The organism is Variovorax sp. GW821-FHT09B01, from assembly GCF_059418345.1.
On record NZ_JBWKPQ010000045.1, the window covers coordinates 17,197 to 27,020 of the forward strand.

At 70.4% G+C, this 9,824-nt stretch carries 9 protein-coding genes; 4 read left to right on the top strand and 5 right to left on the bottom strand.

All coding sequences use genetic code 11. From position 1 onward, the window contains the following. The first annotated feature begins 342 nt into the window (after positions 1-342). The 3 genes from AC07RV_RS45160 to pqqA all read left to right on the top strand — a co-directional run bounded on the left by AC07RV_RS45160 (position 343) and on the right by pqqA (position 3,843). Positions 343-1,389: a ThuA domain-containing protein gene (locus tag AC07RV_RS45160; protein ID WP_256223021.1), complete on the top strand. Its 1,047-nt coding sequence runs from the start codon at positions 343-345 to the stop codon at positions 1,387-1,389. Positions 1,390-1,506: 117 nt separating this feature from the next. Beyond that, complete coding sequence (locus AC07RV_RS45165; protein WP_296778973.1) at positions 1,507-3,723, top strand: outer membrane protein assembly factor BamB family protein; 2,217 nt, start codon at positions 1,507-1,509, stop codon at positions 3,721-3,723. Positions 3,724-3,768: 45 nt separating this feature from the next. Next, positions 3,769-3,843 carry a pyrroloquinoline quinone precursor peptide PqqA gene (gene pqqA, locus AC07RV_RS45170; RefSeq protein ID WP_093354476.1) on the top strand — a complete coding sequence of 25 codons (75 nt, stop codon included), beginning with the start codon at positions 3,769-3,771 and terminating at the stop codon, positions 3,841-3,843. An 83-nt stretch (positions 3,844-3,926) separates the two neighbouring features. Here the strand turns inward: pqqA and AC07RV_RS45175 are convergent, their stop codons facing one another. The 5 genes from AC07RV_RS45175 to AC07RV_RS45195 form a co-directional block, all read right to left on the bottom strand. Next, positions 3,927-5,369 (bottom strand): ELWxxDGT repeat protein, encoded by a 1,443-nt coding sequence (locus AC07RV_RS45175; RefSeq protein ID WP_296778971.1) that lies wholly within the window; start codon positions 5,367-5,369, stop codon positions 3,927-3,929. After that, entirely contained in the window at positions 5,369-6,649 is a 1,281-nt protein-coding gene (locus AC07RV_RS45180) for a TRAP transporter large permease (RefSeq protein ID WP_296778968.1), read from the bottom strand. The genes AC07RV_RS45175 and AC07RV_RS45180 overlap by 1 nt, the downstream gene beginning before the upstream one ends. After that, positions 6,646-7,200, bottom strand: a complete 555-nt coding sequence (locus AC07RV_RS45185) for a TRAP transporter small permease (protein WP_208510748.1) — start codon at positions 7,198-7,200, stop codon at positions 6,646-6,648. The genes AC07RV_RS45180 and AC07RV_RS45185 overlap by 4 nt, the downstream gene beginning before the upstream one ends. Before the next feature lie 66 nt (positions 7,201-7,266). Next, positions 7,267-7,710: a type II 3-dehydroquinate dehydratase gene (locus AC07RV_RS45190; protein WP_093354370.1), complete on the bottom strand. Its 444-nt coding sequence runs from the start codon at positions 7,708-7,710 to the stop codon at positions 7,267-7,269. Between the two features lie 26 nt (positions 7,711-7,736). Beyond that, a complete protein-coding gene (locus tag AC07RV_RS45195; protein WP_218159448.1) occupies positions 7,737-8,744 on the bottom strand; it encodes a TRAP transporter substrate-binding protein in 1,008 nt (335 codons plus the stop codon). A gap of 158 nt (positions 8,745-8,902) precedes the next feature. Between AC07RV_RS45195 and AC07RV_RS45200 the strand changes: the two genes are divergently transcribed. Continuing rightward, positions 8,903-9,685: an IclR family transcriptional regulator gene (locus tag AC07RV_RS45200; RefSeq protein WP_093354375.1), complete on the top strand. Its 783-nt coding sequence runs from the start codon at positions 8,903-8,905 to the stop codon at positions 9,683-9,685. Positions 9,686-9,824 lie beyond the last annotated feature (139 nt).

The following is a 9,824-nucleotide window of genomic DNA, read 5'->3' on the forward strand; positions in this document are numbered from 1 at the left end:
CCTCTGGCCCTGCGCTTTCAGCCCTGGAGACGATCCGTGCCACTGCCTCGCCCGTTGTCCGTGTCCGATCTGCGGCGCGTGCCGAACGCGCCGTCCTGAGCGTTCGCCCGCGCCCCTGCGCTTTTTTCGCGCACCTGCTTCCGCCGTCGCAACCGCAGCTTCCTTCGCTCGCCGAGGGAGGACGGCCTGCTGCACCCGGTCGAGGCAGGGCGCCGCTTTCCCGTCTGAGGCCGGCATTCCTTGGTGCTTCGTCGGCTGCTTCCCCGGCCATCGGAAGCAGCCGAGCCATCCCGGCAGGGCGCGCCCGCGCGGCCCCGGCCACCACTACAAGTAGGAGACTTCGTGAAACCAGCTCATTCCCTGACCCTCGGCCTCGTGTCGAGCGCGGCGCTCGCCCTGGTCCTGACCGCCTGTGGCGGCGGCAGCGGCGGCGGTGCCGGCTTCGTGCCGGTCGCGGTGGCGCCGCCACCACCGCCCGCCGCGCCCGAAGAACCGGTGGACGACCGACCCACCGATCCCGTGGCCGAGGCGCCCGACACCAGCTTCGACACCTACTACAACGTCTGCCGCGGCACCGACCCCAAGTGCTACAACGACTGGGGCGCCTTCGCCACCACGCCCGACCGCGTGCTGATCTACTCGCGCACCGCCGGGCCGCGCCACGCCAACCTCGGCACGCCGATGGGCACGGGCCTCAACCCGGTCATGAACCCCGACAACGTGATGCAGGCCGGCCTGGTGCGCATGCTCAAGGACGCGGGCATCACGGCCGACTGGACCGAGGACGTGGCGGTGCTCGGCAGCCGCATCAACAACTACAAGGCCGTGATCTTCGCGAGCTCGAACCGCGACACGCTGTGGAACGGCTCGGTCGCGACCAGCAACGACGCCGCGCGCACGGCGCTGCGCAACTACATGCGCCGCGGCGGCGGCTTCGTCGGGCTGCACAACGCCTTCGGCGCCGAATACAACTGGCCCTACTACGAAGGCCTGCTGGGCAACGCCAACTTCTACAACCACGGGCCCAACCGCTCGGGCGACGTCGAGATCATTGCCGACGACCCCTCCACCGTGGACCTGCCCAAGCGTTTCACCTTCCAGGACGAGTGGTACAACCTCGCGCCGTTTCCGACCAACGTGAAGTTCCTCGCCAAGGTCGACACCTCCACGCTCAAGCCGTTGACCTCGCCGCCGCATCCGGGCCATGCGGACTTCCATCCCGTGGCCTGGTGCCAGTACTACGACGGCGGTCGCGCCTGGCTCAGCACGCTGGGCCACAACGACCACTCGTTCAGCGCCAGCTCGACCGGGCCCGGCGCGGACCAGTTCCAGAAGCTGGTGGTGCAGGGCGTGAAGTCGGCCATGGGCCTGACGCCCTTCTGCACCTGATCTGACCCCACCGGCCTCGCGGCCCGCACGGCGCCCCGGCGCCGTGCGCGCGGCCCTGCGCGCCGCCTTCCTCTTCCCATCGCGGACAACCCTTCCTTCGGAGCGGAGATCTTCACCATGCGACTCACATCACTGGCAGCGACGCTGCTCGCCTGCGGCGCGATCGGCGCGCCCCTGCTGCTGGCCGGCTGCGGCGGCGGCGATTCGGGCGGCGGCGCCTTTCCCTGGTTCTCGGCGCCCCCACCGGCACCCAACCCGCCGGCCCCGCCGCCGGCACCGCCCGCGGCCGGCCCCTCGGCCGCCGAACTGGCCGACTGCTGCACCGCGGGCGACCGCGACTTCCCCAAGGTGGGCGGCAACCTCGGCAACCAGAACTACTCGAGCCTCGCGAAGATCGACAAGGCGCGCGTGGGCCAGCTCGGCGGTGCCTGGCTCAACCGCATCGAGGGCGGCACCAATATCGGCAACAGCCAGAGCACCACGGTGGTGGTCGACGGCGTGATCTACATCGAGTCGGCGCTCGGCAACCTGATCGCGGTCGACGGCAAGACCGGCGTCACCAAGTGGAAATGGACCACGCCCTATGGCGCGATCACGCGCCGCGGCGCGGCGGTCGCGAAGGACCTGGGCCTGGTCTACACCGTGGCCACGGGCAACCGGCTGGTGGCGCTCGACACGAACACCGGCAAGCCGGTCTGGATCAAGCAGTACCCGAGCAGCAGCACCGACGCCGACTACCAGGGCGCGGTGCAGAAGGTGGCGCTGGTCTATCACGACAAGCGCCTGTACGTGGGCACCAACGACGGCAACCGCGGCGCCGCCTTCTCGGCCGACGCGGCCACCGGCAAGGTGCTCTCCACCTTCTGGGGCGTGCCGCGCGTGGGCGAGCGCGGCTACGACACCTGGGGCGGCGCGCCCGAGTCGGACCGCACCGGCGCCACGCCGTGGATCCACCCCGCGGTCGATCCCGAGCTGGGGCTCGTCTACTGGACCTTCGGCAACGTGCGCGGCGGCTCCTCGCAGAACGGCTCCACGCGGCCGGGCCTGAACCTGTTCGCCAACTCGATCGTCGCGCTCGACCTCAAGACCGGCGAGTACAAGTGGCACTTCCAGTCGGTGCACCACGACATCTGGGACATGGACAACGTGATGTCGCCGGTGCTGGCCAACGTGAGGATCGCGGGCCAGGAGCGCAAGGTCGTGATCTACGGCAGCAAGACCGGCATGTACTACATCCTCGACCGCAAGGACGGCAGCGCGCCGCTGGGCATCGACGAGATGCCGGTCAAGCAGGACGCCCGCCAGGCGAGCTGGCCGACCCAGCCCTTCCCGCGCCAGGGCGCCTGGACCGAGACCTGCATCGTCGACCAGCCGCTGGGCACCGCGATCCCCGGCGACCCGAACCGCGCCGTGCCCAACTACCTCAAGGGCTGCCTCTACGACGCGCACTGGGACGTGCCGCTGCTGTCGATCCCGGGCCACGGCGGCGGCGCCAACTGGAACCACCAGTCCTTCAGCCCGCGCACCGGCCTGGTCTACACCGGCATGGGCTACGTCTCGGCCGCGCACTCGCTGACCGAGTCGAGCAACGGCCTGCGCCCGCCGGGCACTTACATGACGGGCGCGGTGGTGGCCGTCGACCCGAGCACCAACCTGGTCAAGTGGAAGAAGCCCATGCCCTATTCGCTGGCGCATGGCAACGGCATCCTGAGCACGGCCGCCGACCTGCTGTTCATCGGCCAGCCCGACGGCAACCTGCTCGCGCTCGACGCGGGCGACGGCAACGAGCTGTGGCGCTTCCAGACCGGCGCGGCCATCGCCGCGAGCCCAGTGGCCTACGAGATCGACGGCGAGCAGTACATCGCGGTCTATGCGGGCGGCACCAGCATCCCCTACGGCGACTCGGCGCCGCGTGGCGACTACCTCTGGGCCTTCAAGGTCGGCGGCACGGTGGCGCCGGCGGCCACGCCGAAGCCGCCCGAGGTGCGCCGGCCGGTGTCGGGCCAGGCGGTGGAAGGCGCGGCGCTGCCCACGCCCAACACCGTGTTCCTCGCGCGCGTGCAGACCGCGGCCAACGCGCCCGGCGCCAGCGAGAGCACCGCGGTCAACGCGATGACGCCGACCTGGATGCGCGTGCCCGCGAACACCACCGTGACCTTCACCAACCCCGCCGGCAATGCCAACCAGCACTGCGCCACGCAGTTCTTCGAGGGCCGCTTCGACTTCAAGCTCGCACCGGGCCAGTCGGCGCAGCACCGCTTCGACACGCCCGGCGAGTACTTCTACAACGACTGCCACAGCGCGCGACCGACCGGCAAGATCGTCGTGTACTGAGCCTGCGGGCGTTCCTCTTCCCCCAACCTAGAAAGGAGCAAAGCGATGACCTGGAGCAAGCCCGCGTTCGTGGACCTGCGGTTCGGTTTCGAGATCACGATGTACATCGCCGCGCGCTGAGCGCGGCGCAACGAACGAAGGCCCCGGTGCGAACCGGGGCCTTTTTCTTTGGCGCAGGAAGGGAGCCGACGAGCCGGCGCGGTTCAGCGCAGCCGCTCGCGCAGCGGATCGCCGATCAGCGTGGCGCGGCGCGCGCCGCCCTTCGTGCTGCGCGACCACAGGCGCTCGTTGCCGAGGCCGTCGTCGGCCACGAACAGCACCGCGTCGCCGAGCGCGACGAAGCTCAGCGGCATCGCGTGGCGCGGTCCGGGCGCGACATCGGCCGCGAGTCGCGTGCCGGCCGCGCTGCCATCGGTGGACCAGGGCTCCACGCCGTGCACGCCGTCGTTCGCCGAGAACCACAGCCGGCCGCCGGCCTGCGCGAAGCGCGCGGGCGAGCCGCTGCCGGGTCCCGGCCCCAGGTCCTTCACGCGCCGGGTGCCGGCCGCGCTGCCGTCGCTGGTCCAGAGTTCGGCACCCGTCTCGCCGTCGGTGGCGGCGAAGTAGAGCCGGCCGCCGAAGGCCGCGAGCGGGCCGGGCACCGAACTCGCGGCGCCGGGCCGCAGGTCCTTCACCAGCCGCGTGCCGGCCTCGGTGCCGTCGCTGCGCCAGAGCTCGATGCCGTGCGTGCCGTCCTCGGCCGCGAAGTAGAGCGTGCCGCCCACGGCCGTGAGATGCGCGGGCCGCGACGCGCCCTCGCCGGGCCGGATGTCCTTGACCATGCGCGTGCCGGCTTCGCTGCCGTCGCTGGTCCAGAGCTCGATGCCATGCTGGCCGTCGCTCGCGGTGAACCAGAGCCGGTCGCCGATCGCCACGAGGTTCTCGAGGTTGCTGTCCTCCGCGCCCGGGCGGATGTCCTTCACCAGCCGCGTGCTCTCGGGCGTGCCCTCGCTGACCCAGAGCTCGTGGCCGTGCGCGCGGCTGGTGGCGGTGAAGAACAGCCGCGGGCCGGCCACCGTGAGCTGGCGCACCACCGCGCCCGGCCCCGCGTCGACCGAGGACACGCGTTGCGTGCTGCGTGCATCGCCGCCGGTCTTCCAGAGCTGGAAGCCGTGGCGGCCGTCGTTGGCGACGAAGTACAGCGCATCGCGCCAGGCCGTCAGTTCGGCCGGCATGGCGTCGGCCTCGCCGGGGTTCAGGTCGGTCACGCGTTGCGTGCCGCGCGCGGTGCCGTCGCTGCGCCACAGCTCGAGGCCATGCGCGCCGTCGGTGGCGGTGAAGTAGACATGCGCGCCGAAGCGCGTCTGCCAGCTCGGGAAGGCGCCGCGAAAGCCGGGGCGGATGTCCTTCAGCAGCACGGTGCCGGCAGTGGTGCCGTCGCTGCTCCAGAGCTCCTGCCCGGTGGCCACGTGGAAGGCCGAGAACAGCACGCGCGAGCCCAGCCGCACCAGGCCGGTCGGCCCGACGAAGGCGCGCGGCTGCAGCTGCTCGGGCAGCACGTCGCGCGCCGGATCCTGTGCCGACGCCGCCAGCGGAGCGAGCAGCGCGAGCGCGGCGCACAGCGCGCGCAGCCGGCAGCGCGCAGGGAGAAAGGCGGGCGCGCGCATCAGCCGCCGAACCATTTGGCGGGCACCGTCACCAGCTGCGGGAACAGCACCATGAGGAACATGATCGCGAACTCCGCCACCATGAAGGGCAGCACGCCGCGCGTGACCTCGTCCATGCGCATGCGGCCCACGCCCGCCACCACGTTGAGCACCACGCCCACCGGCGGCGTGATCAGCCCGATCGAGTTGTTGATGATGAACATCACGCCGAAGTAGACCGGGTCGATGCCGGCCGCCACCACCACCGGCATCAGCACCGGCGTGAGGATCAGGATGGTCGGCGTCATGTCCATCGCCGTGCCCACCGCCATCACCAGCAGCATGATCGCGATCATCAGCACGATCTTGTTGCCCATGAAGGGCTCGAGCAGCGCCACCACCTTGGCGGGCAGGTCGGCCACCGTGATCAGCCAGGCGCTGACCATCGCGGCGGCGATCAGGAACATCACGACCGCGCTGGTCTTGGCGGCGCTCACGAAGATCTTGTAGAGATCGGGAAAGCGCAGCTCGCGGTAGACCACGGTGGCCACGAAGAGCGCGTAGACGGCGGCCACCACGGCCGCCTCGGTGGGCGTGAACACGCCCATGCGCAGGCCCACCAGGATGATCACCGGCAGCAGCAGCGCCCAGCCGGCCTCGCGCGCGGCCGCGACGATCTGGCGGCCCGACTGGCGCGGCGGCGGCTCGATCTTCTCGTGCCGCACCAGCCAGGCCCAGGTCACCCACAGCGCGCCGCCGATCAGCAGGCCGGGCACGATCGCCGCGAGGAAGAGCTTGGAGATCGAGACGTTGGCCGCCACGCCGAAGATCACCAGCCCGATGCTCGGCGGGATCACCGGGCCGATGACGCCGGTGGCCGCGATCAGCCCGCCCGCGCGGGCGCGGTCGTGGCCGGCCGAGACCATCATCGGCAGCAGCAGCGCGGTCAGCGCCGCCGCGTCGGCCACGGCCGAGCCCGACAGCGCCGACAGCAGGCAGCCCGCCATGATCGTCACGTAGCCCAGGCCGCCGCGCACGTGGCCCACCAGCGCGAGCGCCAGCGCGACGATGCGGCGCGACAGGCCGCCCGCGTTCATGATCTCGCCCGCGAGCATGAAGAAGGGCACGGCCAGCAGCGGGAAGCTGTCGGCGCCGCCGATCAGGTTCTGCGCCAGGATCTGGGCATCGAACAGGTCGAGCTGCCACATCAGCGCCACGCCGCTGGCCAGCAGCGCGAAGGCGATCGGCATGCCGAGCGCCATGGCCAGCAGCAGCGATCCGAGGAAGACGGCGATCGTCATGCGCGACGCTCCCGTTCGGCCTCGAGCACCTGCGCGAGCGCGGCGGCTTCTTCCGATTCCTGGATCGCCACCAGCTGGTCGTCGGCGAGCTGGCCCGTGAGCAGGCGCAGCAGCTCGACCAGCAGCAGCGCCGCGGCCAGCACCGAGAACACCAGGCCCGAGGCGTAGACCACGGCCATCGAGGCGCCCGTGACCGGCGCCTCCACGTCCCAGTTGATCCGCGTCTGCGCCAGGCTGCCCTGGAACAGCAGCCACAGGATGTAGAGCATCAGCAGATGGCTCGCGCCCAGGCACAGCTTGCGGCCCAGCGGCGGCAGCCGGCCGACCACCATGTCCACGCCGAGGTGGGCATGCTCGCGCAGCGCCACCAGCGCACCCAGGAAGGTGATCCAGATGAACAGCCAGCGCGAGACCTCCTCGGACACGGTGATGCCCGAGTTGAGGCCGTAGCGCAGCACCACGTTGCCGAACACCAGCACCACCATCACGGCCAGGAAGGTCGCGATCAGCGCCTCCACCACGCGGCAGGCGCGATCGATCCATCGATTCATGTCGTCCTCTTCAATCCAGTCGGTGGGCGTGCGCCGCGCACGGGGCGCATGGGCGCACGCGCGGGCTCACTGCTTGCCGTCGCGCACGATCTCGACCAGCGCGCGCAGCGCCGCGAGATACGACTGCGGCCCGAGCCCCTGCACCGTGCCGCGCACGGCCGGCGAGATGATCGAGTGCGCACGCCAGGCTTCGCGCGCCGCGATGTTCGACATGTGGACCTCGATGGTCGGGAACGGCATGGCCTTGATCGCGTCGTGCAGCGGCACGCCGTGCTGCGTGAGGCCCGCGGGGTTGACCAGCGCGCCCTGCGCCTCGTCGATGTGCTGGTGCAGGAAGTCGACCAGCGCGCCTTCGTGGTTCGACTGGATGGTCGCCACCGTGATGTCGAGCTCGTGCGCGAGCTTGTCGATGCGCGCGTCGATCTCCGCCAGGGTGGTGCGGCCGTAGATGTGCGGCTCGCGGCGGCCGAAGAGGTTGAGGTTGGGGCCGTGCAGGACGAGGAACTTCATGGTGGATGCTCGCGGTTGCCGTGCGCTCACTGCTTGGCGCCGCGGATGCGCGCGAGCTCGTCGTTGTAGAGCTTGACCGTGGCCGGGTCGTACTGCGCCGCGAACTTGTCGATCACCGGCTGCGCGATCTCGCGCATGCGCACCTGCTCCTTCGGCGCCACCTCGTTGAACTGCGCCCCCTTGGCCTGCAGCTCGCCCACGGCCTTCTGCGCCGCGGTGCGGCTGGCCTGGCGCTGGTAGCCGCGCGCCTCGTCGGCGGCCTCGCGCATCCACTTCTGCTCGGTCGGCGAGAGCTGGTCCCAGAACTTCTTGCTGACGAGCACGATGTTGGCCGCGTACACGTGGTTGGTCGCGCTCACGAACTTCTGCACCTCGTAGAACTTGTTCGACAGGATCACGGCGAACGGGTTCTCCTGGCCGTCGACCGCCTTCGACTCGAGCGCGCCGTAGAGCTCGGCGAAGGGCATCGGCACCGGGTTGGCCTTGAAGGCCTTGAAGGTGTCGAGGAACACCGGGTTCGGGATCACGCGGATCTTCAGGCCCTGCAGGTCCTCGGCCCTGGTGATCGGGTGCTTGCTGTTGGTCACGTTGCGAAAGCCCAGGTCCCAGTAGCCGAGCGCCACCAGGCCCTTCTCGGGCAGCTTGGCGATCAGCGCCTGGCCCAGCGGTCCGTCGAGCAGCTGGTCGGCCTGCTCGAAGCTGGCGACCGCGAACGGGAAGTCGACCAGACCGAACTCCTTGACGATGCCCGCGAGCGAGGTGGTCGCGGGCGCCGACATCTGCTGCACGCCGCCCTGCAGCGCCGACTGCTGCTGCATCTCGTTGCCGAGCTGGTTGGCCGGGTACTCCTGCACCTTCATCTTGCCGCCGCTCTTGGCCGCGAGCAGCTCGGCGAAGCGCTTCACGCCCAGGCTCACCGGATGGTCGGTGTTGTTGAGGTGGCCGAATCGGATGGTGCGTTCCTGCTGCGCCAGGGCGGGCGCGGCGAGGCCGATGCAGAGGCTGGCGAGGGCGAAGGTGCGAAGAAGTTTCACGGGTGGGCTCCAGGGAAGGACGGAAGACGGCATGGCCGATGCGATGGGAGGAATTCTGTGGTGAATCGGAAAATCTTTCCACTATGGAAATCCCTTCCCTTCATCTGCTAGAGTTCGGCTGTCGCCATCGGTCCGCGACATGAACCGGGAGAAATGACATGAGCGAAATGCTGGGACGCAGCTTCAGGGTGCTGGAATATCTGGCGTCCCATCCCGAGGGCGTGCCCCTGTCCCTGCTGGCGGGCGATCTGCAGATCCCGCTGAGCGCCTCGCACCGCCTGCTGACGGAGCTGATCCGCTACGGCTACGTGCGGCAGGAGCAGCGCGACGGCCACTACGTGCTGACCATCAAGCTGGTGTCGATCGGCCTCTCGTTCCTCAGCAACTCGGGCGTGGTCGACGTCGCGCAGCCGCTGCTCGACCAGCTCGCCAAGGCCTCGGGCGAGCTGGTGCGCCTCGCGGTGGTCGACGGCGACGAGCTCACCTTCGTGGCCAAGGCGCAGGGCGCGACCCACGGCCTGCGCTACGACCCGGACATGGGCCTGTCGGTGGCGCTGTCGTGCAGCGCGGCCGGCCATGCCTGGCTCTCGACCCTGCCCGAGGACGACGCGATGGCGCTGGTCGCGAAGAAGGGCCTGGGCAAGCCCGAGGACTTCGGCCCCAAGGCGCCGACCACGCTCAAGGCCGTGATGGTCTACGTGAAGGCGGCGCGCCAGCGTGGCTTCAGCCTGATCAACGAGGTGTTCGCGCCCGGCATGACCGCGATGGCGGCACCGGTCTTCGGCCCGTCCGGCCCGGCGATCGGCGTCATCACCATCGCCGGTCCCGCGGTGCGGCTGACGGCGCAGCGCATGGAGACGCTCGGGCCCACGCTGATGCAGGCGGCGGCCGAGGTGGCCACGGCGAGCGGGGCGTCGGCGCTGTTCAAGAAGCGCGCTTAGGGCCTGTTAACACTATTCAAGGGGTCGCGTTGCCCCGCAAAGGGGCTGGATGCAAGGCGCCCGCGCGCAGCAAGGCTGATGCCTTGCAAGCGCGGGCAACGCCGCAGACGGCCCCTTTGCGGGGCAACCCGGAGGGAAG